Origin of the sequence: Hymenobacter sediminis (assembly GCF_003231285.1) — a bacterium.
Lineage (GTDB): Bacteria > Bacteroidota > Bacteroidia > Cytophagales > Hymenobacteraceae > Hymenobacter > Hymenobacter sediminis.
This window is the reverse complement of record NZ_QKNS01000008.1, coordinates 183,601-207,624: the sequence shown is the minus strand read 5'-3', so window position 1 is coordinate 207,624 and position 24,024 is coordinate 183,601. Positions and strand designations below refer to the sequence as shown.

The following is a 24,024-nucleotide window of genomic DNA, read 5'->3' as shown; positions in this document are numbered from 1 at the left end:
TAGCCAGAGTTGGCCGGCCCTTGCTTAGAAGCGAGGAAAGTTTCCCGAGGTTTTCTAAGTAGTACTCGCGGTAGTGAATAGGCAGAGTTGGATGACAGTGGAGCGCGGGGTAGTGGATTAATGGCACGGAGTAGGCATAAGGAAAATCATCTGCTTTCCTTATGCCAAAAGCGAAGGCCCCGCTAACGTAACCGCTAGCGGGGCCTTTTAACGACTATCGGCGCTTCTACGCCAGCACCTGGATGACGGCTTCTGAGAAGCGCTCCATCTCCTCTAGCTGCGGGCTACACTGCAGGAGGAACAGATCTACACCTACGGCTTCGAACTCACCGATGCGGTCAGCAACTTGTTGGGGCGTACCCGTGAGGCCGGAGCGCAGGCCCCGGTTAGAAACCGAGTAGTCCTGCAGGGAAACCTGGTTTTCGAGCTGGGTGCCGGCCAGCCACTGCTGGTAGTTTTTGTAGCCGGCCGCCGAGCCCTGCACGTTGGTAATGCGCTCTAACTCCTTCTTTACCTCTGCTTCGGTGTTGCGCACCACAGAGTAGGCAGCTACCCCAAACTTCATGGGTGGCAGGCCCAGCCGGTCGCGGCGCTCCTGAAGGTCCCGGATGCGGCGGCCAATGGCGGCGGGCTCGTCGCCGTGCATCACGTAGCCGTCGCACTGAGCCGCAATCAGGTTCTTGGCCGCTTCCGATTCGCCGCCGGCGTAGATGAACGGCCGTGGGCGCGATATGGGCTTGGGCTGCAGAATAGAGTCGGTTACCTTATAGAACTTGCCTTCAAATGTGAAGTGGTCCTGCTTCCAGAGGTTGTCTACTACGTACAGCCACTCGGCGGTGCGGGCGTAGCGGTCATCGTGTTGCTCGAAGTGCACGCCGTACTTCTTGGCCTCATCCTGCCACCACGACGACACCACGTTCAGGGAAATTCTACCCCCGCTGATGTGGTCAATGTTAGCAGCTTGCTTGGCGAGCAGGGCCGGTGAGTGGAAGGTAGGGCGCACGGCTACCATCAGCTCAATTTTCTTCGTGACGGCGGCCAGGGCAGCGGCCGTGCTCCAGGCATCCAGCGAGGGGGCTTCCTCTCCCTTGATGTCGTTGAGGTTTAGCTCAGCAATCAAGGACAAGTCGTAGCCCAGGTCTTCGCTGCGCTGGGCTAGCGTCTTCACGTAGTCCCAGTCGGCGCGCATGTTTTCGTCTTCTACGTTGCGCAGCCACCCGCCAAAAACGGGCATCCAATATCCGTACCGCATGGCTTAGTGGATTGAAGCCGCTACCGGCTGTTGGATGGAGGACGCAGAAACGGAAGCAGCCAGCGGCTCAGCTGAGGTGGTACCTATCTGGGTTTCGAGGTAGTCCACAAAGCGGGCGTAGGGGTCGAAGCCCACTACGTTCACGGCATCGGCCACGAAGTTGGACAGGGCATTGATGTCGTAGAATAGCACGTCGCCAGTGCGGTCATCAATCAGGTATTCGATGCCGCCCACATCAATTTTGGCGGCGGCCACGATGCGCTCTACGGCTTCTACTACCTCCGCGGGAGGCGTGAAGGCTTCCACCTGAATACCTTTCTTAGGCGCTTCCGTGAGGCAAAAGTCGCCGGCGGCCGGCTCCTCCGGAATCTGGCAGATTTCGGCGGGGCACAGGTTGAAGCTTTCCCCAGTGGTGTACACCTTCATGGCGTAGAGGAACTTGCCGTTGAGGGTTTCCACGCGGTGAATGTTGCCGCCACGAGGCGTTACATATTCCTGTACCAAGGCGGTCTGGTCGATGCCCAGGTCAATCTGCCCGGCAGCTACAGCGGCTTCTACCCCTTCTATGGTATCAAAACGGATGATACCCGCACCGCTACCCCCGATGTTTACTTTCACTACAATGGGGAATTGCAGTTGTCGGGCTGCATCAGGCACCCGCGAAGCGTGGTTTATCACGAAGGACTTCGGGAATTTCAGGCCCAGAGATGCAAACAGGCTGAGCTGGCGAGCCTTGTTGGTTTCGATGGCCGTGGCCGCTGAGCCGTTGATGATGCGCGTGCCGATGCGCTCCAGGTGGGTGGCGTAGCCGGCCGTGTGGAAGATACCTTGGCCGTGTCCGCGGAGGTAGGCCGAGGAGCTCATCCGGTTAACAACCAGGGAGTAGCGGCTTTCGGTTTCGGAGGGGTCGAAGAGATGGTGAGCGGCGTCGATTTTCTCGTAGGGAAGGCCCCGGCGGTCCAGCTCGGCAAACAGCGGCTTAAACCATTCGGGGTGCTCGAAATAAATGCCAATTGGCTTTGAAGGCTGCGACATGAGAAGGGAAGAAGAAATAGAAAGTTAAAGTCGATGGGAAAGGCTACCCCCTATAACAGCCAGAACCTCTAGGAGTTGGCCCAAGATTCAGGTAAGCAACGCAGCCGCGTAAGCCCGAACAGGTTTCGGGTTGAGCACGCATGAGGGGGTAGGGAGGGGGCCAGTTAAGGCGGAGGAGAGCTAGCGCGTCAGGCCGCAACTATTGCCCCGCCTTGGCAGCGGTGGCAGCACCTCCAGAACTCAGAATTGCCCCGGCTAGGGCCAGTGAACCGACGGGTTCTTACGCGGCCAGCGGCGTACAGACGGCCCAACACCACATGCCACAACAGCCATGCTGTACGGGAGCAGGGGTGGCAGAAGCTGGGGCGAAGTGCAGGAAGCGGTTCACGATGCGTTGTTTTTATATGGTCAGGAGTTGGCACCGTTTCCGTACTGCTACGGAAGGTTGCCGGCGTTTCGTCGAGCCTGTCTCTCCACGCCTCTGTATAAAAACAATCCTTTCAGGTAAAGAATTGAGTGCGGCAAAGGTAAAGCGCCTTCCCCCAGACCGCCAAATTTTCTTTGTCAGCTAGGGTAGCTGGCTATTTACCTAGCTGAGGAGCACCCTCAATAACCTAGGGCTGTATATAGCTACCAGAGGCTACACTGAGTATGTGACTCCGCCGACTTTCGCCAACAGTGGGGCAACAGTAACGACGCGTGCATATCCAAGGTGCCGTTGGCAACATTAGTGGCGTGCTGCAAATGGGCAACAGCAACACCACTATCGTGCGGCAGAACCGCTAATTTCTTTTGGCTCTGCCGGCCAGCAAAGCCTGCTTCCTAACTAAGAGGCGGGGTTTGTGATGGTGAGCTTTTATTCGGCGCCAACGGAGCTTAAGCTGAAAGTCTCAAAGAAGCAGTCCTAGCTAGGCATACAAAAAGCCCCGGCTCATGAGTCGGGGCTTGTGTAGCAATAGGCGCAGCTCTTGCCGACTGACACACACCTGTAACAGTCGGCAGGCAAACCTACGAATTTAATCGGGGTAGGGTTACAGTTGAACCCGCACTTTCTACGCTTCATCGAATTACTACCCTCTTGCTCAAGCTCAACCCTGCTTAAAGTTCAGGATACTGCTACCTCCTAAAGACAGCTTACCGGGCAACTTTTGTATATCAGCTGCGGTGTAAGGTACTGAACCATTCAAAGTTGGTTTTTACTTATTTTAAAAATAAGTTATATTTATTATTGATTAAAGAATAAATATTGTTTCTTTGTTTATACAGGTCCAGCCTAGCTTTCAGCCTATTTCCAAGGTTTAGTTTCCTCCGCTCCTCTCTTTCCCACCCCTATGGAACGCTACAGGCATTACGCTGACACATCCCGGTTTATTCTGCCCGCTACTGACGTTCTGCTCATCTTCGCGGCCTTTCGCGCGGCTGGTTATTTATACCTGGGCAACTGGTCCTTTACGGGGTATTACCCTTTCTTCTACGCCATCTTCGCGCTGCTCTGGTGGATTCTGTCCGGACAGTTTGCCAACCTCTACCGCACCGACCGGCTAATTACTTACCCCGAAAAGCTGCTATACCTGATGCGCACCTTTCTGCTGCACGCGGGGGTAGTGCTGGTGGGGGTGGTGGCCATGCGGATGTATTGGCTGCCGGCGCGCTACCTATTTGCTGTGTACAGCTTCTCGATGACAGCTGTGGTGGCCGGGCGCTTTCTGATTACGTTTTTCTACCGCGCCTACCACACCCACTTGGCCCGACCGCACAGCCGCTTCGTGATAGTGGGGGCGGGGCCCAGCGGCCAGGAGCTCTACCGCTTCCTGGAGTCGCACGACCCGATTGCCAACCAGTTTATGGGCTTTTTCGCCGATAGCACGGAGCCCGTGCCGGCGGGCATCAAGCCCTTGGTACGGGGCCGGCTGGCCGAGTTGAAAAACTACTGTCTGCGGGCCCAGATTGATGAAATCTACTTCGCTATGCCCCTTGACCGGCGGCAGTTGATTGAAGACCTCTCCCGCTTCGCCGACGAGCATTTCCTCTCCTTTCGTATCGTTCCTGATTTCCGCGGCACCGTCCGTAAAGATGTGAATGTATATTTCTACGACCACCTCCCCATCCTGACCATCCGGCACGCGCCCCTGGGCATTCGCACCAATCAGGTGCTGAAGCGTCTGTTCGATATTGCCTTTTCGCTGATCATTATTCTGGGCGTGTTCCCGATTGTGCTGACCGCGCTGGCCATTCTGATTAAGCTGGACTCGCCGGGGCCGGTGTTCTTTAAGCAGCTACGGCCCGGCAAGCGCAACCAGCTGTTCCCGTGCTATAAGCTGCGCACCATGCGCGCTAACCACGGCCAAACGGAGCTGCAGGCTACCAAAGGCGACTGCCGGGTGACGCGGGTGGGGCAGTATCTGCGCAAGTATAACCTCGATGAGCTGCCGCAATTCTTCAATGTGCTGCTCGGGCACATGTCGGTGGTAGGGCCCCGGCCCAACATGATTTCGCAGCTGGAAGAATATAGCAAGCACATCCGTACCTACCAGATGCGCCACGCCGTAACGCCCGGCATTACAGGCTACGCCCAAGTGAACGGCTACCGCGGCGAAACCCGCGAGGCCGGCACTATGGAAAAGCGGGTGGAGTACGATCTGAAATACGTGGAAAACTGGTCGTTCGGGCTCGACATGAAAATCATCGGCCTCACCGTCTGGAACATGGTCAAAGGCGAAAAAAACGCCTACTAGGGGTGAAAGAGTGGTTTGCTTTCAAGGCTCTCATGAACCTGATACTATAAAAGAGCACCACCCATCCTGCACGCAAGCCGAATAATAAACTGACCATATGCTGCCAAAGCTACCCGTATTGGATTCCTGGATTTCAACCGGCTCGGTAGCTGATTTTGTGGCTACGATACTGAAGCTGGGAGCGGCCCGAACGTCGGCTTACGTGTGCTTCGCCAACGTGCACATGGTGGTAGAAGCCCAGCGCGACGCCGAGTTTCGGCAGATTTTGCGCGGCGCGGCTGTGGTGGCCCCCGATGGCAGCCCGGTAGCCGCCGCCGTGCACTGGCTGAACCCGGCTACAGCGCCCCAAACGCGGGTAGCCGGCATGGACCTGCTGCCTACCCTGCTGGAGGCTGCCGCCCGCAGTAGGCAGTCGGTTTATTTTTACGGTACTACTGAGGAAGTGCTAAGTGCCATGGTGGCCCGCGCCCGGCGCGAACTGCCGGAGCTGCGTATAGCCGGCACCCACTCACCGCCTTTCCGCACGCTTACTCCCGAGGAGGACGCCGCCGAAGTAGCCGCCATCAACGCCGCCGACCCTGATCTGGTGTTCGTGGCGCTGGGCTGCCCGCGCCAGGAAAAGTGGATGGCGGCTCACCAGGGGCGCATTCAGGCCTGCATGCTGGGGGTAGGGCAAGCCTTTCCGGTGTACGCGGGTCTGGAGCCTCGCCTACCCCTCTGGGCCCGCCGGCTCTGGCTGGAGTGGGCGTATCGGCTGTGGCTGGAGCCTCGTCGGCTCTGGCGCCGCTATCTGGTTACTAATACCCGGTTTGTATATCTGCTTGCTCGGCGTGCTGCCGCTCAGCTTGCCGGTCGTCATGCGCCCCAGCAGTTAGCATAATTACAGCAAAGCCCGTCCCTAAAATGCAGTTTCCTGCGAATAGCTGCAGGACGGGACGATATAAACTATAGACAGGATTAAATCTATCTTTACTTTACTTTTATTTAAAAATATTGATAAAGAATATTGACAACATTATAAATAAGGGTATATTTCAACAACCTTAGCTCACTATAGCCAGTGCATCAACTGCGGGTTGAGCTCTTCTCTTTGTCTTCTCTCCCGATTTCTTATTTCAACCCGAAGCATATGAAAGCTGTGATTCTGGCGGGTGGCTACGGTACCCGAATCAGCGAGGAAAGTGGCGTGCGGCCCAAGCCTATGGTAGAAATCGGGGGTAGGCCGATTCTGTGGCATATCATGAAGATTTATGCCCACCACGGCATCCGCGACTTTGTGATTTGCTGCGGCTACAAGGGCCACATGATCAAGCAGTACTTCTCGGATTACTTTCTGCACAACTCCGATGTAACGTTCCGCATGGACCGCAACGAGATGCAGATTCATCGTAACCACGCCGAGCCCTGGACTGTGACCCTGGTAGATACCGGCCAGGAAACCATGACCGGCGGGCGCCTACGCCGGGTACGCGAGTACGTGGAAAACGAAACCTTCTGCCTGACCTACGGCGACGGGGTAGGGGACGTGAACATCCGGGAGGCCGTGCGCTACCATCGCCAGCAAGGCGCATTGGCTACCCTTACCGCCGTGCGCCAGCCGGGCCGCTTTGGGGTGTTTAACCTGCAAGACACCAGCAGCTTGGTTTCGGGGTTCACTGAGAAGCCCGAGGGTGGCGAAACGCCCTGGATCAACGGGGGCTTTTTTGTACTGGAGCCAGCCATTTTCGATTACATAGACGGCGACGATACGGTGTGGGAAAAGGCCCCACTGGAGCGTCTTGCCAACGAAGGCCGCTTGGCTGCCTTCCGTCACACGGGTTTCTGGCAGCCCATGGACACCCTGCGCGACAAGAACATGCTGGAGGAAATGTGGCAACAGGGAAAAGCGCAGTGGAAGGTGTGGAGCAACACCCCCGAATCGGCGGAGCCCGACCCCGTGCTAGCCGACATCCTGGCTACCCCGGTAGTGGCTTCACTCAATGAGCGAGTAGCTGCTCCCACCATCATGCCCGCCGATTGATGGCGAAATAGTGAGGTGGTGAAATGGTGAGTTTGATGGTCAGACCACGCCACTTGCACTACCTGAATAATTCGTGCCGCAGGCACTGCAAACCCACCATTTCACTGCTCTACTATATGCGTATTCTCATTACTGGTAACATGGGCTACGTGGGCCCGGGTGTGGTTCGTCATCTGCGGCAGCAATTTCCGCAGGCCGAGCTGATTGGGTATGACATGGGCTACTTTGCGCATTGCCTGACAGGTGCACGCCGCCTGCCTGAGTCGCGGCTGGATCAGCAGATTTTCGGCGACATCCGCCACCTGCCCGAGGGCCTGCTGGAAGGCGTGGACGCGGTAGTGAACCTAGCGGCCATCAGCAACGACCCCATGGGCCAGACCTACGAGCAAGTGACGCTGGATGTCAACTACCTGGCCGGGATTGAACTGGCTCGTAAGGCCAAGGCGGCGGGGGTAGGCAGCTTCGTGTTTGCCTCGTCGTGCAGCATGTATGGGGCCGGCGGCGAAGGTGCGAAAACGGAAACCTCCGACCTAAACCCCCTTACGGCCTACGCCCGCTCCAAGGTGATGACCGAGCTGGACCTGCGCCCCCTGGCCGACGACAACTTCGTGGTGACTTGCCTGCGCTTTGCTACCGCCTGCGGCTGGAGCGACCGGCTGCGGCTGGACTTGGTAGTAAATGACTTTGTGGCCGGGGCCGTGGCCGCCGGTGAAATCAGCATTCTGAGCGACGGAACGCCCTGGCGCCCCCTGATTCATGTGCAGGATATGGCGCGGGCTATTGAGTGGGCCTTGGGCCGTACCCCCGAGGTAGGCGGCAACTTCCTGGCCATCAACACTGGCTCGGAGCAGTGGAATTACCAGGTGCGCGAGCTGGCCTACGCCGTGGCTGACTCCCTGCCCGGCACCAAGGTTAGCCTGAACCCCAGCGCCCCCCCCGACAAACGCTCCTACCGGGTCGATTTCAGCCTGTACCGCGAGCTGGCCCCGGCCCATCAGCCCCGCCGCACCCTTGCAGACACCATTGACGAGCTGCGCGACGGACTGCTGAGCATGAACTTCCGCGATGCAGCTTTCCGCTCCTCGGAGCTAATGCGCCTGCGGGTGCTCACGAGCCTGCGCGACACCCACGAGCTAGCCGACGACCTGAGCTGGGCGCGCACCGCAGTAGCCCGCCCCGTAGCGGCACCTCAGCCGGTAGTAGCGTAAGCGCGCCTGCCTTCTTCTGCCAACCAACTCCAACACCTGAACCTATGATTTTCACTGAAACCGAGCTGCCCGGTGCCTTCATTATTGATGTGGACCGCATGGCCGATGAGCGCGGCTTTTTTGCCCGCTCCTGGTGCGCCGATGAGTTTGCGGCCCATGGCATTCTGATGCCGCCGCTGCAAGCCAACGTATCGTCTAACCCGAAGCGTGGTACCCTGCGCGGCATGCACTTACAGTTGGCCCCCCACGAGGAAACCAAGCTGGTGCGCTGTACCCGCGGCGCCATCTACGACGTGATAGTGGACCTGCGTGAAGAATCGCCTACCTACGGGCAGTGGCTGGGCGTGGAGCTAACCGCCGATTCGTTCCGGATGCTGTTTGTGCCCGGAGGCTTCGCGCACGGCTTCATTACCCTTCAGGATAATACCGATGTGTGCTATCAGGTATCGGCTAAGTACGCGCCCGGCTTCGAGCGGGGCCTGCGCTGGAATGACCCCGCCATCGGGATTCAGTGGCCCATTGAGCCTACCCTTGTATCGGAGAAAGATCAGAGCCACCCCGACTTTCAGTTGCGGGTTCCAGAGGTAGTAGGGGGGTAGGTAGCCGCAACCAGAACGGACGCACGGGAAGTTGGAGCAGTAGGTGATGAGCAGGTTTCTGGCTGCGCAAGAGGCAAACAATCAGTCAACTGTACTTATTAAAGTAAAACAATATGCTCATCATCGATACCGCATTGCAACAGCGCCAGCGCGAAGGGCGGCCCATCCGGGTGGCCATGGTGGGGGCAGGGTTTATGGCCCGGGGCGTGGCCCGGCAGATTTGCTGCTACGTGCCCGGCATGGAGCTGGTGGCCATTGCCAACCGCACGCCCGAAAAAGCCCGCGCTATTTACGCCGAAGCAGGGGTAGCCGATGTAACGGAAGTAAGCTCGGTGGCCCAGTTGGAAGCCTGCGTAGCCCAGGGCCGCCCCGCCATCACCGACGATGCTTTGCTGCTTAGCCGGGCCGCTGGTATTGAGGCAATTATTGAGGTGACGGGAGCCGTGGAGCACGGGGCGCATGTAGTGCTGGAAGCAATTCGGCACGGCAAGCACATCATCCTGCTAAATGCCGAGCTTGATGGTACCGTGGGGCCCATTCTGAAAGTGTACGCCGACCGCGCCGGGGTAGTGTACTCCGTAGCCGACGGCGACCAGCCGGGTGTAACCCTAAACTTAGCCCGCTTCGTGAAGGGGCTGGGCGTAACGCCAGTGCTCTGCGGCAACATCAAAGGCCTCCACGACCCCTACCGCAACCCTACTACCCAGGAGGGCTTTGCCCGGCAGTGGGGCCAAAACCCTAGCATGGTGACCAGCTTTGCCGATGGCAGCAAAATCAGCTTTGAGCAGGCCGTAGTTGCCAATGCCCTGGGCATGCGCGTGGCCCGCCGGGGCATGCTGGGCCCCACCGTTGAAACCGGTACGCCCATCACGAAAGCCGCTGAATGGTACCCCCACGAGCTGCTGCTAGGCGGTGGCCCCGGCATTGTAGACTACGTAGTGGGCGCGGAGCCCGGACCCGGCGTGTTTGTGCTGGGCACCATTGATGACCCCGTGCAGCAGCACTACCTCAAGCTCTACAAGCTGGGTCCGGGCCCCCTGTACTGCTTCTACACGCCCTACCACCTCTGCCACTTTGAAACCCCCACCACGGTAGCGCGGGCCGTTCTGTTCCAGGATGCGGCGCTGGCTCCGGCCGGACCCATGTGCGTGGAGGTGGTAACCGCCGCCAAGGTACCCCTGCTGGCCGGGCAGGTGCTGGACGGCATCGGGCATTACCACACCTACGGCCTGGCCGAAAACGCCGACGTAGCGGAGCGCGAAAACCTGCTACCCATTGGGGTGGCCGAAGGCTGCATTCTGCGCCACGATGTGCCCAAGGACCAAGTACTTACTTATGATGACGTGCTAGTGCCCGAAGGCCGGCTGATTGACCAGCTGCGCCAAGAGCAAGCCGCTTATTTCCAGAAAACCAGTCAACAGGTAAGCCCGTCGGCGGCTTCTACCCCCTTCGCGGTGTAAAAGCCCGAAAACCGCCCCGCCCTATCTGCCCTTTCCTCCCCTCTAGTATGGAACAGCTTTCCTCATTCGTTCTCAGCGGGGCATTAGCTGCCGAGTGCCCGTCACTTCCCGAACCGTTTGGTCTGGCCCCTCAGCCCCTGGAACCACCTGCCAGCCCGTGCCGGTTCTGCGGGGCGCCGCTCGATTATACGTTCGTGAACCTGGGCACCTCGCCGCTGTGCCAGAACCATGTGCGCACCCACGAGTTCAACCGGGCCGAGGCCTTCTACCCCCTGCATGCCCGCGTGTGCCGCAGCTGCTTTCTGGTGCAGCTCGATGAGTTTGTGACCTCCGAGGAAATCTTCCAGAACGACTACGCCTACTTCTCATCGTACTCGGCCTCCTGGCTGCGCCACGCCCGCCGCTACACCGATATGGCCACCGAGCGGTTTAAGTTGAACAGCAACAGCCTGGTAGTAGAAGTGGCCTCCAACGACGGTTACCTGCTGCAGTACTTCGTGGAGAAAGACATTCCGGTGCTGGGCATTGAGCCGGCCACCAACGTGGCCGGCCACGCCCAGGCCAAGGGCATCAACACGCTGGTGCGCTTTTTCGGGACGGAAACGGCCCGGTACGTGGCGGGGCTGTCGGGGCAGGCCGATTTGCTGCTGGGCAACAATGTGCTGGCCCACGTTCCCAACATCAACGACTTCGTGGCTGGGATGCGCATTCTGCTCAAGCCGGAGGGTGTCATTACCATGGAGTTTCCGCACCTGCTGCGCCTGATGGAGGGCAACCAGTTCGATACCATCTACCACGAGCACTTCAGCTACCTGTCGTTCTACACGGTGGAGCGCATTTTTGCCCACCACAGCCTTACTCTGTTTGATGTAGAAGAGCTGCCAACCCACGGGGGCTCCCTGCGCATTTTCGCCCGCCATGCTGCCAACCCGGCCTGGCCCGTAACGAAGCAGGTTGAGGCCCTGCGAAGCCGGGAGCTAGCCGCCGGCATCACGGATCTGGTGTACTACAGCGACTTCGAGGAAAAGGCCAAGGAAACCAAGCGCAAGCTCTTGGAATTTCTGATTGATGCCAAACGCGCCGGCAAAACCGTGGTGGGCTACGGGGCTCCCGGTAAGGGCAACACGCTGTTGAATTACTGCGGCATCCGAACTGATTTTCTGGACTATACCGTGGATGTCAGCCCGCACAAGCAGGGCAACTTCCTGCCCGGCACGCGCATTCCCATCTGCCACCCCGACCGTATCCGTCAGACCCAGCCCGATTATGTGCTGATTCTGCCCTGGAACTTACGCGAGGAAATTATGGAGCAGATGCAGGACATCCGGGCCTGGGGCGGCCGCTTTGTGGTGCCCATTCCGGAAGTACAGATTTACGAATAGCGCGGGTAGCCCCGGCTGCCGCGGCGGTTGGGGCTACACATAAGGGTAGGGGCAGCCGGGGCTGCCAGCACGATTTGCACCAGGACTACCGTCTGGTTTCGGAGCTGACCTGGAATACGAGGTTCCGAAGTACAACGGCGATTTGGGCAACCCAGCGGCTTTCGTGGAGCTGTCCGCCGAGGTGCTCAGCCAGAAGCTACAGCTGCTGCGGAAAGGCTTCCCGGCCCATGCCGCCAGGCACTGGTACGACGACGAAGCCTTCAGGGCCTTGCCTTCCAGAGTGCTACCGCCTACGCTGAGGCTTTTCACGTTCGCAAGCTCCTGCTTGGCTAGTTTTTCCTACCCCCGCCGCTGATGCCAACCGCTGCCCTACCTGCTACTCCGCCCCAAACGCTGGCTACTCCCGGAGCTGCTATGCATGCCCTCATGGCCCGGCTGTATCCTATTTGCCGCAGCATCACGGGCAACGGGGTGCGCGAAACGCTGGCTGTGGTACAAGAGCATCTGCCGGAATTACAGGTGCACGAGGTACCTAGTGGCACTCCCGCTCTCGACTGGACCGTGCCCTCCGAGTGGAATATCCGCGACGCCTGGGTGAAAAACGCGGCCGGCGAGCGGGTCATCGACTTCCAGAAGCACAACCTGCATGTGCTGCAATACAGTACGCCGGTGCGGGGCTGGTTTTCGAGGGCCGAGCTGGAAGAGCACCTGTTTTCCCTGCCCCAGCAGCCCGACCTGATTCCCTACCGCACCAGCTACTACCAACCCAACTGGGGCTTCTGCCTGAACCAAAACCAGCGCGAGCAATTGCAGGATGAGTATTACGAAGTCTGCATTGATAGCACCCTGGACGAGGCCGGCTCCCTAACCTACGGGGAATTGGTGCTGCCCGGCACTACCGAGGAAGAGGTGTTGCTTTCCTGCCACTGCTGTCACCCGTCCCTGGCCAATGACAATCTTTCGGGGCTGGCAGTGGCGGTATTTTTGATGCAGGAACTGGCCCGGCAGCCGCGCCGCTACACCTACCGGCTGGTGCTGGGGCCGGGCACTATTGGCTCTATTGTGTGGCTGAGCCGCAACCCTGAAGCTGTGCAGCACATCCGGCACGGTCTGGTGCTCACGCTATTGGGCGGCCCCGGTGCTTTTACCTACAAGCAAAGCCGCCGCGCTACCGCCGAGGTGGACCGCGCCGCCTGGCTGGTACTACGCGAGTTTGGCGCGCCGCATGAGATAAGACCCTGGTTGCCCTACGGCTACGATGAGCGCCAGTACTGCTCGCCGGGGTTTAACCTGCCGGTGGGTTGCCTTTCGCGCACGCCCTTCGGGGAGTTTGCCGAGTACCACACCTCCGCCGATAACCTAGACTTTGTGCGGCCCGAACAGCTCACCGAAAGTCTGCAGCTGGCTGAAGCATTGTGCGCCGCCCTGGAAGCCAACCGCACCTACCGCAACCTTAGCCCCTACGGCGAGCCGCAGCTGGGCCGTCGGGGGTTATACAAGGGGGTAGGCGGCGGGCAAGAAGGCGCCGACTGGCAGATGGCGCTGCTCTGGCTGCTCAACCTCGCCGACGGTAGCCACAGCCTGCTGGACGTAGCCGAGCAGTCGGGGCTGGCGCTACCCCTGCTGCACCGCGCCGCCCGCGCCCTGGAAACCGCCGCACTGCTGCAACCGCTCTAACCTCTTACCACCGGCTTTGGCCGCTCCCCTCATGGAATCAATCCTGACCTCTGCCGCCCTGCCTACCCCTGCTCCGGCCGCAAATCCTTCTTTCGAGCGCTCAGAGGCGCTGCGCCAGCGGTTTCACGCGGTTATTCCGGGCGGGGCGCACACCTACGCCAAAGGCGACGACCAGTTTCCGGAGCGCATGGCACCCTACATCGTGCGGGGCAAAGGGTGCCGGGTGTGGGACGCGGATGGTAACGAGTTCATAGAGTTTGGGGCTGGACTCCGCTCCGTGGCGCTGGGGCACGCCTACCCCCCCGTGGTAGCGGCAGCCGCGCAGGAGCTAAGCCGTGGCTGCAACTTTGGGCGGCCAGCCATACTAGAGCTGGAAACCGCCGAGGAGTTTCTGGACTTCACCGCAGCCGGCGACATGGTGAAATTCGCCAAAAACGGCTCCGACGTGACGAGCGCCGCCGTGAAGCTGGCCCGTGCCTACACCGGCCGCAATCTGGTGGCCATTTGCCAGGACCACCCGTTTTTCTCTGTCGATGATTGGTTTATTGGTACCACGGCAATAGGGGCCGGTATTCCGCAGGCCGTGCGCGAGCTGACAGTGGGTTTTCGGTACAACGACCTGAGCAGCCTGGAAAACTTGCTGAGCACCTACCCCGGCCAGGTAGCCTGTGTGCTGATGGAAGTAGAAAAAGAGGTGCCCCCGGCTCCGGGCTTTCTGGCGGGCGTGCAGGCCTTGTGCCGCCGAGAGGGGGGAGTGCTCATTTTCGATGAAATCATTACCGGCTTCCGGTGGCACAATCAGGGCGCGCAGGGTTTCTACGGCATTCGGCCCGACCTCAGCACGTTCGGAAAAGCTCTGGGCAATGGGTTCAGCGTGGCCGCCCTGGCCGGTCGGCGAGAATTGATGGAGCGTGGCGGGCTGCATCATTCGCACGAGCGGGTATTCCTGCTTTCCACCACCTATGGGGCCGAAACGCACGCCCTGGCCGCCGCCCGCGCCGTAATGCAAGCGTACCGCCAGGAGCCTGTAACGGACTACCTGCGCCACATCGGGCAGCTCTTGGTCGATGGGCTGCACCAGTCGGCAGGGGAGCATGGGCTCAGCCAACAGGTGCGGGCACTGGGCCAACCCTGCTGCCTCATCTACACTACCCGCGATGCTGAGGGACAGCACTCCGCCGCCCTCCGGACTTTGTTTCTGCAGGAAACCATGCGCCGCGGCCTGCTCATGCCGTCCCTCATCGTTAACTACTCCCACACCGAAGCCATTATTGGGCAAGTACTGGAGCAACTGCATGAGGTGCTGGGCGTGTACCGCCGGGCCCTGGACGAAGGGGTAGAGAAATACCTGCAGGGTGCGCCCGTGAAGTCGGTGTATCGGCGCTACAATTGATACGGTAAAGTGTGTGAACAATAGACAAAGGCCGGTCATGTCGAGCCTGTCGAGACATCTCGCGTGCTTTTCCAGAACGTCATGCTGAGCTTAGTCGAAACATCCCTCCCTCTGGCTAATCAATGGCGCCTCAACGAAGCGGTAGAACTACTTCAACTGTGCTGAGCATGACAGTTGTCTTGGCGACGCCAGCCGGGCGAAATGTCTCAACCAATTTGATATAACGACCTTATACCGGTTACTCATTTCACCTAAGATCAGCAGGCAGCCATCGAAAGCCGCAAGGCCGCATCCTTCATGTGAGAAAGGATGCGGCCTTGCGGCTTTGAAAAGCTGAGTGGAGCTACGTGGTGGGAACAACCCAACTGGTATTGGTAGGTAGTGGGGGAGTAAGGTTCAGGCGGGCCAGGGTGCTGAGCCCTACCCGCACCGGGAGCCAGCGGGCGGGTATAGGCAAGTGACGAAGGGCAGGCAACTCCAGCAGTTTTAGGGTGCGGCGCGCGGAAGCGGCATCGTGGTGTTGCAGGGCCCGGTAGGCGCCAGCCAGCACAAACTGGTGGAAAAATTGCGCTTCGGCCCGCCGCAGCCGCGTTTCAGGCAACAAGCGCTGAGCGCGGGCTTTCTGGAAGATGCGCTGTAACAGCCGGATGTTCTGCTCGTGAAAAACGCCGGTGGTCAGGGCCCCATCATGCACGGAGTAGGCAGCCGTGAGCGTGGGTACCTGGTTGAGGCCGGCATAGGCAAACACCCGCAGCCACAGGTCGGTGTCGTCGGTGTCGTGCTGGGCGGGGTCGGGGCCGCCGGTGTGCTGGTACGCTTCGCGGCTTACCACCAGGCCCGGAATCCGGATCATAGAGGAGTTGGTAAGCAAAGCTTCCACAGCTGCTTCGGGGTTGAGATAAGCGGCGCGGGTAGGCACTTGGCGGCGCAGCTCCCGGCCCTGACCATCTACCACGCTCACCCCAAACAATACCGCATGTTGCTGGCCCTGAGTTTGGCGCAGCGTCTGGAGCATAGCGGACAGGCCACCCGGCACGAGGTAATCGTCATCGTGCAGCATGAGCACATAGCGGCCCCGAGCGCGCTCCAGGCAGGCCACCCAATTGGTGGCGGCGTTGCCGCCGGGCGGGTTGCGGTGGTAGCGCCAGCGGGCCGGCGGCTGATTGCCCAGCGCCTGCCAGGTTGCGTGCTCACTATCAGTATTGCGAGTTGAGTTATCCGACACAATGACCTCCACGTCCGGGGGGAGCTCGCCAAGGGAGCGTAGGGCGCGGGTCAGCAACTCAGGGCGGTGGTAAGTCGGGACGCAAATGCTTAGCAGTGGAGTTGCATCTGAAGTTGGCTCCGGCGGGGCCGGCTGCCAGCCCTGCCGGGCCCGCGCCTGCACCAGCTTGCGCGTAGCCAGTACTTCGCGCCAATGCTGCCACAGATAGCGCACAGCCCGCAGTGAGGCCCGCTCCGCCAGCAGGGCGTAGGCCACGATGCCCACTTGGCGGGGTAGGGCGCGCAGTAGAAGGCTTGGCGCTTGGTCAGGGGTAGTATTTTTCAGCAGCAGCAGCCACTGGTTTTTCACGGCATCGGCCTTGATAGCGCCATTCAGGCGGCGGCGCAGGCGCAGATTGGCAGGCAGAAACTGACGCGGATGCAGGGCCCGGCAAGCCGGCTCGAACACGGTGTGCCACCCGTAGAGGCGGCCCCGCCAGGCAATGTCCCAGTCTTCTTTATGGGCGAAGAAACGAGAATCAAAGAACTCTCCTTGTACCCGCAAATCATCAATAAACCGCCGCCGAAACAAGGGCAGGGCCCCATCGGCCCCATCTACGTAGGTAGGGGCCAGGGGGCCGGCCTCGCTCAGTCGCTGCCCATGTAGGCGTAGGGCAAAGCGGCCATCGGGCAGAGCCACCATACCGGCGCTATCAATGCGCGGGTCCTCGTCGTGGCTTTGCAGCAGTAGGCCGCACACGGTGCCGATGCGCGGGTCGCGGCCGATGGCGGCAATGGCCTGGGCTAGGTAGTTGGGCTGCATTTCCACGTCGGGGTTTACCAGCAGCACCAGGTCCGTATCGGTGTGGTCGAGGGCGTAGTTGTGGCCCCCGCAAAAGCCGGTGTTCTGACCCAAACGGTGCAGGCGGATGCGCCCATCCGTAGCGGCCAGCGCCGCTACCCGCGCGCAGGTGTCGTCGTGCGAATCGTTGTCTACCACCCACAGCTCAAAATCAGTCCAGGACTGCGCCAATACGGAACGCAGGCAGGCCTCAATGGAATCAGCGCTATTCCACGATACCAGGGAGAGCAGAACGGAAGGCATAAGCAGGAAGGCGTAGGGGTAGGACAGCAGCGGACCTACAACGCGGCCGGCTCGGGCAGGCGTTGTAAGGCGTTTTCAATGAGGGGACGCAGGGCCTCCAGGTCCACAGCCAGGTGGTCGCGCTGGGCGCCTGTGCGGGTAGTGCTGGGGTCGGGCGTTTCGCAAACCAGATACTGGTGGCCTACCCCGATGCGGGAGGTAAACTCCAGGTAGTCGGCCACCACGAAGCTGCTGGGGAACAGCTCAATCAGATGCGAGCCGCGCGGACTTACTACAATGTTGGCTAAGCCTGCCCCCACGGCCGACACAATGACTTTGGCCTGCGCGAACAGGGCTGTTTTCTCAGCCTGCGTGTACGGCGTGAGCACATGGGTTTCGAAGCCGTATTCGCGCAGCATTGCCTCCAGGGCGTCTTCGTTGAGGATGTGGCGGCCCGGCGCGTCGCGGCGACTGATGTAGATGTAGGGGCTGAAGGCTCGATTTACGACGGGTGGCGGCAGTAGTAGCGTCCGCAGAAAGTCGCAGGCCCAGGTAGGGGTGTGGGTAAGGTTGCCGCGCACGCCAGGGGTAGCCAGTAGGCAGCGGGCCCGAACGTGTGGATTCTGGGTTACATCCACCAGCTTCTCGGGCCCGATGCCCAGGGCAGCCATTGTATCGAGCACAAACCGCTTCGACTTGTCATACACCAAAAAGTAGTCGACGGCATTCAGCAAGCCAGCCTCCTTCACCAGGTGCAGGCGGGGTAGGGAGTCAATCAGCCAGTGGTAGTAATTGCCGCTGGCCGCCCCGCCACCCGAAAGCAGAGTGCACACGGTGCCGGGCAGCTCCACGGGCTCCACAAAGTAGCGCTGCCGGAAGATGTTGTTAGCTTCCGGCGGCGTGAGGTCCCAGCGCGCACCGTCGTACTGAAATGATACGTCGCCGACCAAGTGGTTATCGGCCGAAATGATGGCTACGCTGTTGAAGTTATCGGCGTACACGCGGCCATCAATCAGTTCTACCACAAAGGCTGCCGGTACCTTTTCCTGGCGGTGGGGCTTGTCGTGCAGGCCCTCGTACACGGAGGCCTGCTCATAGAAATCATCCGGTACGGCCAGGTAAGAAGTGTAGGCGGGCACCACCCCAAAATAGGCTACCCCTCCGCCGGGCCTGGAAGCCAACTCCCGACTGCTAGGGTGTACCCCCACGGGCCGATAGTGTAGGTTCTGAGGAATCCATTCGCGCAATAAGCGGCCCGCCTTACGCCGGGCCCGGAGTACAACATCGTGCATAGGGATAGGGGTAGTAAAGAGAAAAAAGGCCGGCCGGGCTCCCGCTACACCAGCTGAATTTGGGCGGTAGCCTGCTGCCAGTCAGATGACTGCAGCACGGCCGTAATGCCTTCGCGCAGCCCAATAGTATGATGCCAGCCCAACCCGTGCAGCTTGCTTACGTCCAGCAGCTTGCGGGGCGTGCCGTCGGGTTTCGAGAAGTCAAATAGTATTTCCCCTGCGTAACCGGTCAGCTCGGCTACCAAATCGGCCAGTTCCTGAATACTGATGTCGCGGCCTGTCCCGATGTTTACGGGCTCGGCGCCATCGTAATGCAGCATCAGGTGAAAGCAGGCATCGGCCAGGTCATCAACGTGCAGAAACTCGCGGCGCGGAGTGCCCGTGCCCCACACCGGCACGCGCGGCAACCCCAGGGCTACGGCCTCCGAAAACTTGCGAAGCAGTGCCGGCAGTACGTGCGAGTTCCGGATGTCGTAGTTGTCGCCGGGGCCGTAGAGGTTGGTGGGCATGGCCGTAATGAAGTTGCAGCCATGCTGGGCGCGGTAGGCTTCGCACAGCTTCAGGCCGGCAATTTTGGCAATGGCGTAGGGCTCGTTGGTGGGCTCCAGGGCCCCCGTCAGCAAGTATTCTTCCTTGATGGGCTGCTGGGCCATACGCGGATAAATGCACGAGGACCCCAGAAACAAGAGCTTGCGCACCCCGCACCGCTGGCTTTCCCGCAGCACGTTGCTCTGAATCATAAGGTTGTCGTACAGGAAGTCGGCGCGGTAGGTGTTGTTGGCATGAATGCCGCCTACCTTGGCGGCGGCCAGCAACACATACTCGGGGTTTTCCAGCGAGAAAAAGTCTTCAACGGCTGCTTGGTCGCGCAGGTCCAGTTCCTTAGAGGTGCGGGTTATCAGGTTGTGGTAGCCTGCGCGCTGAAGGCGGCGCACAAGGGCCGCGCCCACCATGCCGCGGTGGCCGGCCACGTATATTTTAGAATTGAGTTCCATAAGGGAGAGAGAGAATTAGCGCCTAGTGATTAGGGCTTGCATAGGTGGTAGGCACGCAACTGCTAGTGCATGGTGCCTGGAATGGGGTAGAACAAACGAAGCATTATGCGCTGCGCTCTATTCATCATGATACATAATCTGGTGGCCGGCTTCCAGCAGCACGGCATCCCGCTGGAACAGTCGAATATCGGCCTGCACCATGTCCTGCACCAGGGCCGGCAGGTCGTAGCGGGGTTCCCAGCCCAGTTCCGTCTTGGCGCGGGTTGGGTCCCCGATGAGTAGCTCTACCTCAGTAGGGCGGAAGTACGCGGGGTCAACGGCCACTACCTCCTGGCCCACGGGCAACTGGTAGTCGGGGTGGTGGCAGGCTACTACAAAGGCAGTTTCATCGGCACCGTTGCCGCTGAAACCCAGCTCAATGCCCAGCTCAGCAAAGGCCAAACGCACAAACTCACGTACAGTTGTAGTGACACCAGTGGCCACCACGTAGTCGCGGGGCTGCTCCTGCTGAAGCATGCGCCACATGGCTTCCACGTAGTCCTTGGCGTGGCCCCAGTCGCGCTTGGCATCCAGGTTGCCCAGGTACAGCTTCTGCTGCAGGCCCAGGGCTATGCGGGCGGCAGCGCGGGTAATCTTGCGCGTTACGAAGGTTTCACCGCGCTGGGGGCTTTCGTGGTTGAACAAGATGCCGTTGCAGGCATACATGCCGTAGGCCTCGCGGTAGTTGACCGTAATCCAGAAGCCGTAGAGCTTGGCCACGGCGTAGGGCGAGCGGGGGTAGAAAGGCGTGGTTTCGCGCTGGGGCACTTCCTGCACCAACCCGTACAGCTCAGAGGTGCTGGCCTGGTAGATGCGCGTCTTGTGCGTGAGGCCCAGAATCCGGATGGCTTCCAGCAGGCGCAGCGTGCCTACGCCGTCCACATCGGCCGTGTACTCAGGTGTATCAAACGACACCTTCACGTGCGACATGGCCCCCAGGTTGTAAATCTCATCGGGCTGCACTTCCTGCACAATCCGAATCAGGTTTGTGGAATCTGAGAGGTCGCCGTAGTGGAGCTTGAAGCGTACGTTTTTCTCATGCGGGTCCTGGTAGAGGTGGTCAATTCGCTCGGTGTTGAACATAGACGAACGGCGCTTGATGCCGTGAACTTCGTAGCCTTTGCTCAGCAGCAGTTCGGCCAGATAGGACCCATCTTGGCCCGTGATACCCGTAATAAGTGCGCGCTTCATAAAACAGGGAGAAGGAAGTGTGAAGAGAGCAAAGTAATTTAACTCTGCTTTATAACTTTAACGACAAATTATTGCATTCGAAGTGTAATAAGCAATCAATTGTGTAGAAAAATTTATTATAAATATTGAATAAGTTAAAAAACAGGGCTCGAAAAGCCATTTGCAGCTCTCTAGGCCATTATTCGGGCATGAAAAAAGCCTGACTTCTCAGGCGAGAAGCCAGGCTTTGAAAGGCACTTTGGTCGGGCTCAGGTAGTTGCCCGTCGTATGATTAGCTCAACCGCCGGCGAGAATCCGAGGTGGCAACTGCCATCCACTTGGGGCGCAGCACCACCGATGCGGAGGCCGGAGCCGACAGCGGGTTGTTGGCGGCCGGGGCCAGTACCAGACCTGGGAGGGCCGGAGCTACCGGCTGAAAAGCGGTGCTGGTGTTTTTTCGCCACACTTCCACGCCTGAAAGGTTGAAGTCGCCGCCGGTGCTGGTGAGCTTGATGGTGCCGTTGGTTACGGCTACATTGTACGGCCCTATTTTCTTCCAGGTGCCTGCTGAGCCAGTGTTATGATTGCTCAGAACGGTTTGGTCGTTGAGGCTGATGCTCACGTTCTGGGCGTTGTTATCTTCCCAGATGTAGGCGTATACCTCATAGGAACCGTTCGGCACATTCGTCATCGTGAAGTTCAGGCTCCGCGAGTACACCGAAGACCGGATCATCTGGGCCCGCGTATTGTCGGTGGCGGGGCTCAGCGCAACACCCTGGTTAGCGAAGACAGTACCGTTGGTAGAGTAGTTGCCAGCCGTACGGCCTTCCCAGGTCTTGCCATCAATGGTAGTTGCTGAGCCGCCAAGGCTGATAGCCCGGTAGAAGGTAGAGCCAGTAGCGACTACCGGAGCCGTAACGCTGACATTCACTGCACCCGAGGTGGTAGTAGCTCCGGCGTTATCAAAGGCGCGAGCCGTCAGCGAAGCAGTGCCAGTGGCCGTGGGTGTCCAGTTCAGTTGGTAGGGCGCCGAGGTGTCTTCGCCTAGTTTAGTTGAGCCGTTGTAAAACTCTACGCGGGTAACTGAGCCATCAGCGTCGGAAGCAGTAGCCGTCAGGGCCAGCGTCTGATTAACGGTTACGGAGCTGTTGGCGGCCAAGCTTACCTTGGGCGCTTGGTTGGCGGCTGGTGCAGGGGTAGGGGCCGGAGCCGGTGTGGTGGCCGTTGAGCCCGCCCGCCAAATCTCAATACCCGAAAGGTTGGCATCGCCACCGGAGGTAGCAAGGGTGATGTTGCCATCCGTTACGTTGGCCGCAAACGGACCTAGTCGCTCCCAGTGGCCAGGGCTGCCGCTGTTGTAGTTGCTCTTCACCGTCTGGCCTTCCAGGCTCAGGCTGTAGGTCTGGGCATTGTTATCTTCCCACACGTAAGCATACACTAGGTAGGAGCCATTGCTCACGCTAATGTTAGCACGCAGGGCATTGCCGTACCAAGAGGATCGAATCATCTGGGCGCGGGCATTGTCAGTGGCAGGATTCAGATTGATGCTTTGGTTGGCAAATGTCTGGCCGCTCACTTGCACACCGTTGGTGTTGCCAGCATCCCACGTCTTACCGTCAATGGTAGTAGCACCGCCATTGAGGTTGATGGCCCGCACGAAGGTGGCGTTGGCCGGCATGGGTGCCGGGGTAGGAGGCGTGATAATGGGGGTAGGAGCTGGGGTTGGTAGCGGAGCCGGGGCCGGTGCACTGGTAACCGGAGGCGTAGAGGCAGTGCCGGCACCTACCTTAACGTTGTTCTGCTGTAGCTTCTGCTGCCACAAGGTCCATTCGCCTTCCTCCGTCTGCAGGGTAATAGGGTTAGGCAGGTGGTTGGTGTTGGCACAGTTTGGGCAAGCACCGGTGCTGTGGTCCTGGCGGTCCTTGTAAGGCGAGTTGCCGCCCCAGTGCACAAAGCCAATTACATTGTTCTCGAAGCTGTTGTTAAAGAACACGTTGCTGGGCTGCTGGTAGGCATTCCAGAGGCCGGCGGCCGCATAGTTGGCTACCAGTTTCTCACCGTTTTTGGTGTAGCCACTGGTAATCATGCGGTTGTTGTAGTACTTGATGTCGTGGCCGGCGGCAATGTTCATGGCCGCGCAGGTAGCTACAAACTGGTTGTTGTAAGCCTGCACCCACGCCGAGCTGGTAGCAGCCGTCATGTTGCCGCCATCAGTAATGAAGCCAGAACCCGAGTACTGCTTGGCAGTGGCGGGGTAGGGGTAGGCCCCGAAGATGTAGTTATCATGCACGCGGGCCGGCGCGGCCTGGGTACCGCCGGAGTTGTAGAAGTTAATTACATCTTCTACCAGCGAGTTATTGGCTTCGTTGATTACTTGGTTCCAGGCAATTTCGATGCCGGGCACTCCGTATGCGCCATTCAGGCCCAGGAAGTTGACCCACTGCCCACCCCCGTTGCGGAAGCGGCCATCAATATTCTTAGCGTAGTTACGCAGTACTTTCAACGTCTGGTCGGCCGAGCCGTTACCGCCCCACTGGTACACTGTAATGCCGCGGGTATGCTCGAAGTAATTGTCCTCGATGGTCAGGGCGCGGGCCGAGTTGGCTTCCAGGAAGTGACCATGCGGGATGTTGTCTTGGGTAGGGGTCAGGCCGTAGCCTTTGCAGCCCCGTACCGTCAGGTTAGCGTAGACCGGGCGGGCATCAATCAGGCGGCCGGGGCCAACCAACACCGCGTTTTGAATAATAACCGGTTCAGTCGTTTCTACTTTAATACAGGCAACGTTCGAGTCGGAACTGCGGAAGTTGCCAGTGTACGTGCCGCCTTTGGTAATAACAATAGGGGCAGAGTATGTAACATTAGGTGCTTGGGCCCGAGCTGCGAAAGGCAGTGCAACGGTGAAGAGCCAGCTTAGTGCAAATAAGAAAGAAGTTTTCCGGTTGTTGTGCAACATACGAAGCAAACTGTTTCTGGTGTTTTTTTGCATTATGTTGGTTTTAGGAGAAAGAAAGGGTGCTAGGTGATGCTGCCTTCACTGGTTCTCAGGACAGACGAAACGGACACGGGCAAAGTGAGAGGAGTGCGTTTGCGCACAGAAAGATGATGCCCTCCGACTGTTCAACTTCCAAGGGGCCCCGCGCAAGCGTATGGTACTGCTGCTTGCGCAAGGAATGCAGGCCTAAAGCGTGAATGCCTGTTCAAAGACAACTGCTAAAAGCTTATTGACAACTAAGGTTCAGGGTTTTGATACTTCCCACAATTCCAACTACGTCCCCCGGCAGGCTGGTGCACGGGCAAAAATGAACCTTCCCTGCTTTCTCCGAAGCGCGTAAAATACTGGGCTTACTTCGGGCTGAGGTGAAGAATTCCATCAGCTATTCATGACAAAAGGTAATAGACTGATTTGCTGACCTCAGAACAAAGATAGGAAAGGAATTTTGAAACTGATCAAGCGTAGTATGTATGAGAAATAGTATTTTT

General features: G+C 59.2%; 16 protein-coding genes and 1 riboswitch. Of the genes, 9 read left to right on the top strand and 7 right to left on the bottom strand.

Annotated elements, in window-relative coordinates; genetic code table 11:
- Positions 1-226: 226 nt before the first annotated feature.
- Complete coding sequence (locus DNI29_RS20115) at positions 227-1,252, bottom strand: LLM class flavin-dependent oxidoreductase (RefSeq protein WP_110979931.1); 1,026 nt, start codon at positions 1,250-1,252, stop codon at positions 227-229.
- A gap of 3 nt (positions 1,253-1,255) precedes the next feature.
- Positions 1,256-2,287, bottom strand: a complete 1,032-nt coding sequence (locus DNI29_RS20110; RefSeq protein WP_110979930.1) for an ATP-grasp domain-containing protein — start codon at positions 2,285-2,287, stop codon at positions 1,256-1,258.
- Positions 2,288-2,684: 397 nt separating this feature from the next.
- Positions 2,685-2,779, bottom strand: a riboswitch (SAM riboswitch).
- A gap of 839 nt (positions 2,780-3,618) precedes the next feature.
- Between DNI29_RS20110 and DNI29_RS20105 the strand changes: the two genes are divergently transcribed.
- The 9 genes from DNI29_RS20105 (at position 3,619) to DNI29_RS20060 (ending at position 14,761) form a co-directional block, all read left to right on the top strand.
- Positions 3,619-5,022 carry an exopolysaccharide biosynthesis polyprenyl glycosylphosphotransferase gene (locus DNI29_RS20105; RefSeq protein WP_110979929.1) on the top strand — a complete coding sequence of 468 codons (1,404 nt, stop codon included), beginning with the start codon at positions 3,619-3,621 and terminating at the stop codon, positions 5,020-5,022.
- Positions 5,023-5,119: 97 nt separating this feature from the next.
- Positions 5,120-5,902 (top strand): WecB/TagA/CpsF family glycosyltransferase, encoded by a 783-nt coding sequence (locus tag DNI29_RS20100; protein ID WP_110979928.1) that lies wholly within the window; start codon positions 5,120-5,122, stop codon positions 5,900-5,902.
- Positions 5,903-6,151: 249 nt separating this feature from the next.
- Positions 6,152-7,042, top strand: a complete 891-nt coding sequence (gene rfbF / locus DNI29_RS20095; protein WP_110979927.1) for a glucose-1-phosphate cytidylyltransferase — start codon at positions 6,152-6,154, stop codon at positions 7,040-7,042.
- A 116-nt stretch (positions 7,043-7,158) separates the two neighbouring features.
- Positions 7,159-8,250 carry an NAD-dependent epimerase/dehydratase family protein gene (locus DNI29_RS20090; protein ID WP_110979926.1) on the top strand — a complete coding sequence of 364 codons (1,092 nt, stop codon included), beginning with the start codon at positions 7,159-7,161 and terminating at the stop codon, positions 8,248-8,250.
- A gap of 44 nt (positions 8,251-8,294) precedes the next feature.
- On the top strand, positions 8,295-8,849 hold the full coding sequence (gene rfbC / locus DNI29_RS20085; protein WP_110979925.1) for a dTDP-4-dehydrorhamnose 3,5-epimerase: 555 nt from the start codon (positions 8,295-8,297) through the stop codon (positions 8,847-8,849).
- 113 nt (positions 8,850-8,962) lie between these two features.
- Positions 8,963-10,309 (top strand): NAD(P)H-dependent oxidoreductase, encoded by a 1,347-nt coding sequence (locus tag DNI29_RS20080; protein ID WP_110979924.1) that lies wholly within the window; start codon positions 8,963-8,965, stop codon positions 10,307-10,309.
- A gap of 47 nt (positions 10,310-10,356) precedes the next feature.
- Entirely contained in the window at positions 10,357-11,691 is a 1,335-nt protein-coding gene (locus tag DNI29_RS20075) for a class I SAM-dependent methyltransferase (RefSeq protein ID WP_110979923.1), read from the top strand.
- Between the two features lie 354 nt (positions 11,692-12,045).
- Complete coding sequence (locus tag DNI29_RS20065) at positions 12,046-13,368, top strand: DUF4910 domain-containing protein (protein ID WP_110979921.1); 1,323 nt, start codon at positions 12,046-12,048, stop codon at positions 13,366-13,368.
- Positions 13,369-13,399: 31 nt separating this feature from the next.
- Complete coding sequence (locus tag DNI29_RS20060) at positions 13,400-14,761, top strand: glutamate-1-semialdehyde 2,1-aminomutase (RefSeq protein ID WP_110979920.1); 1,362 nt, start codon at positions 13,400-13,402, stop codon at positions 14,759-14,761.
- Between the two features lie 343 nt (positions 14,762-15,104).
- On the opposite strand, the gene DNI29_RS20055 is transcribed toward DNI29_RS20060, so the two are convergent.
- The 5 genes from DNI29_RS20055 to DNI29_RS20035 form a co-directional block, all read right to left on the bottom strand.
- The gene (locus DNI29_RS20055; protein ID WP_110979919.1) at positions 15,105-17,069 is read right to left on the bottom strand and encodes a glycosyltransferase family 2 protein; all 1,965 of its coding nucleotides are present in this window, start codon (positions 17,067-17,069) and stop codon (positions 15,105-15,107) included.
- Positions 17,070-17,104: 35 nt separating this feature from the next.
- Positions 17,105-18,340 carry a glycosyltransferase family 61 protein gene (locus DNI29_RS20050; RefSeq protein WP_110979918.1) on the bottom strand — a complete coding sequence of 412 codons (1,236 nt, stop codon included), beginning with the start codon at positions 18,338-18,340 and terminating at the stop codon, positions 17,105-17,107.
- 44 nt (positions 18,341-18,384) lie between these two features.
- Positions 18,385-19,335: a GDP-L-fucose synthase family protein gene (locus DNI29_RS20045; protein ID WP_110979917.1), complete on the bottom strand. Its 951-nt coding sequence runs from the start codon at positions 19,333-19,335 to the stop codon at positions 18,385-18,387.
- Positions 19,336-19,452: 117 nt separating this feature from the next.
- The gene (gene gmd, locus DNI29_RS20040) at positions 19,453-20,565 is read right to left on the bottom strand and encodes a GDP-mannose 4,6-dehydratase (RefSeq protein WP_110979916.1); all 1,113 of its coding nucleotides are present in this window, start codon (positions 20,563-20,565) and stop codon (positions 19,453-19,455) included.
- A gap of 271 nt (positions 20,566-20,836) precedes the next feature.
- Positions 20,837-23,497: an Ig-like domain-containing protein gene (locus DNI29_RS20035; protein ID WP_110979915.1), complete on the bottom strand. Its 2,661-nt coding sequence runs from the start codon at positions 23,495-23,497 to the stop codon at positions 20,837-20,839.
- Positions 23,498-24,024: the final 527 nt, after the last annotated feature.

What these genes read in the sequence shown, in the direction of transcription:
- DNI29_RS20115 (WP_110979931.1), bottom strand. Translation starts at nt 1,252, where the DNA reads ATGCGGTACGGATATTGGATGCCCGTTTTTGGCGGGTGGCTGCGCAAC.
- DNI29_RS20110 (WP_110979930.1), bottom strand. Translation starts at nt 2,287, where the DNA reads ATGTCGCAGCCTTCAAAGCCAATTGGCATTTATTTCGAGCACCCCGAA.
- DNI29_RS20105 (WP_110979929.1), top strand. Translation starts at nt 3,619, where the DNA reads ATGGAACGCTACAGGCATTACGCTGACACATCCCGGTTTATTCTGCCC.
- DNI29_RS20100 (WP_110979928.1), top strand. Translation starts at nt 5,120, where the DNA reads ATGCTGCCAAAGCTACCCGTATTGGATTCCTGGATTTCAACCGGCTCG.
- rfbF (WP_110979927.1), top strand. Translation starts at nt 6,152, where the DNA reads ATGAAAGCTGTGATTCTGGCGGGTGGCTACGGTACCCGAATCAGCGAG.
- DNI29_RS20090 (WP_110979926.1), top strand. Translation starts at nt 7,159, where the DNA reads ATGCGTATTCTCATTACTGGTAACATGGGCTACGTGGGCCCGGGTGTG.
- rfbC (WP_110979925.1), top strand. Translation starts at nt 8,295, where the DNA reads ATGATTTTCACTGAAACCGAGCTGCCCGGTGCCTTCATTATTGATGTG.
- DNI29_RS20080 (WP_110979924.1), top strand. Translation starts at nt 8,963, where the DNA reads ATGCTCATCATCGATACCGCATTGCAACAGCGCCAGCGCGAAGGGCGG.
- DNI29_RS20075 (WP_110979923.1), top strand. Translation starts at nt 10,357, where the DNA reads ATGGAACAGCTTTCCTCATTCGTTCTCAGCGGGGCATTAGCTGCCGAG.
- DNI29_RS20065 (WP_110979921.1), top strand. Translation starts at nt 12,046, where the DNA reads ATGCCAACCGCTGCCCTACCTGCTACTCCGCCCCAAACGCTGGCTACT.
- DNI29_RS20060 (WP_110979920.1), top strand. Translation starts at nt 13,400, where the DNA reads ATGGAATCAATCCTGACCTCTGCCGCCCTGCCTACCCCTGCTCCGGCC.
- DNI29_RS20055 (WP_110979919.1), bottom strand. Translation starts at nt 17,069, where the DNA reads ATGCCTTCCGTTCTGCTCTCCCTGGTATCGTGGAATAGCGCTGATTCC.
- DNI29_RS20050 (WP_110979918.1), bottom strand. Translation starts at nt 18,340, where the DNA reads ATGCACGATGTTGTACTCCGGGCCCGGCGTAAGGCGGGCCGCTTATTG.
- DNI29_RS20045 (WP_110979917.1), bottom strand. Translation starts at nt 19,335, where the DNA reads ATGGAACTCAATTCTAAAATATACGTGGCCGGCCACCGCGGCATGGTG.
- gmd (WP_110979916.1), bottom strand. Translation starts at nt 20,565, where the DNA reads ATGAAGCGCGCACTTATTACGGGTATCACGGGCCAAGATGGGTCCTAT.
- DNI29_RS20035 (WP_110979915.1), bottom strand. Translation starts at nt 23,497, where the DNA reads ATGTTGCACAACAACCGGAAAACTTCTTTCTTATTTGCACTAAGCTGG.